Source organism: Campylobacter concisus (assembly GCF_003048445.1).
In the GTDB taxonomy this organism is placed as follows: domain Bacteria; phylum Campylobacterota; class Campylobacteria; order Campylobacterales; family Campylobacteraceae; genus Campylobacter_A; species Campylobacter_A concisus_BF.
Window position 1 is genome coordinate 1 of the sequence record NZ_PIQW01000037.1, and the last position, 1291, is coordinate 1291.

Genomic DNA, 1291 nt, shown 5'->3' on the forward strand with positions numbered 1-1291 from the left:
AACTTTATAAACTCTTTTAATGAATCAAAGAGTATAACAAGAGTAGATAAGGGTATGTGGGTGGATGGGGATAGGGAGGCCTTAGTCAAGATAGAGATAGGAAACGAGATAGTCTTTCCACTAAAAATCAAGCCTTTAAATGATAAAGGTATGGAATATGATTGGACGCTTATGGTAGATGACAAGAGGGCTAAACAGTCAGTATTTGGTAAAAGCAGAAATAATGGTACAAGAAAGCACGCTGCAAGAGATCTATATACAGATATGCCACTTAGAACAAATGCAAATGAATTAGCATTTACATCAAATGTAGAGATAGTATCTATAGCTGATGGTGAAGTAATAAAAACTGGTGATTTTTACTACAAAACCGATCACATAACGATACAATATGACACAGTAGAATTTGGTAGCTTTATCATAAGATATGGCGAGGTCGATCCTTCAAGAGTAAAAGTAAAAGTTGGTGATAAGGTAAGAAAAGGTCAGGTTATAGGATATGCAGGATTTATGATCGACAATGGGAAACACCCAATTATAGTTCAGGGCAAGGTAGTGACTATGCTTCACTTTGAGTATTTTACAAATGGAGCTGACACAAAAAACAACCTGACTATCAAAAATGATCCAAATAATGAATTTAAAAGGCGTAAAGACCTAGCTGATCCTATAGAGATACTAAAAGAGGGATATAAAAACACTTTTGGAGAGGAGCTATGAAAACTATATTTTTAAAAATAGTCTTAATTTTATTTTTAGCTGTAAATTTATCATTTGCAATAGATGATTATGATGACGACTGGGAAAGAAAGACGGTACCTAAGAAGTTTTTAAATAAAGATTGTAAAAAGCTTGCGAAGAAAATTTGGAATGAGAGTATGGTTCCTTACTACGGAAATACTATATTGAATATATGGAAAGACTATATTTTTGGTTTCTTTTTCCCGCCAAAACCAGAGTTAAAAGATATAGAACGTATGCAAAATATAAGATACAAGACCTATGACGCAAATAACTTTTCTTATGACTTTGATTTTAAATGGATAAATAACAAAACTCTCTTAGTTCAATTATTTGACCCTAAAAGCGAACACAATCCTGAAAATAGCTGTGAGTTATGGCTGTTTGAGGAAAAGGATGACAATGTAGATGTGTATCATTTTATATCTTGGAATTTACCTGACTAATAATTGAACAATATATTTATGAAATCAATCATTGAAAACGAAAAAGGTGAAGCTAGTGATATAGATAAGATATATCTTCACCACTGCGGTGATAAGAGTATATA

The 1291-nt window shown here is 32.4% G+C and carries 2 protein-coding genes; both read left to right on the plus strand.

Translation table 11 applies throughout. The features are described from left to right. Positions 1-720 (plus strand): M23 family metallopeptidase (locus tag CVT14_RS10580; RefSeq protein WP_320205060.1); only part of this gene is annotated, 720 nt, incomplete at its 5' end. Further along, on the plus strand, positions 717-1187 hold the full coding sequence (locus CVT14_RS10585; RefSeq protein WP_107850315.1) for a hypothetical protein: 471 nt from the start codon (positions 717-719) through the stop codon (positions 1185-1187). The genes CVT14_RS10580 and CVT14_RS10585, both read left to right, overlap by 4 nt. The last annotated feature ends 104 nt before the right edge of the window (positions 1188-1291 follow it).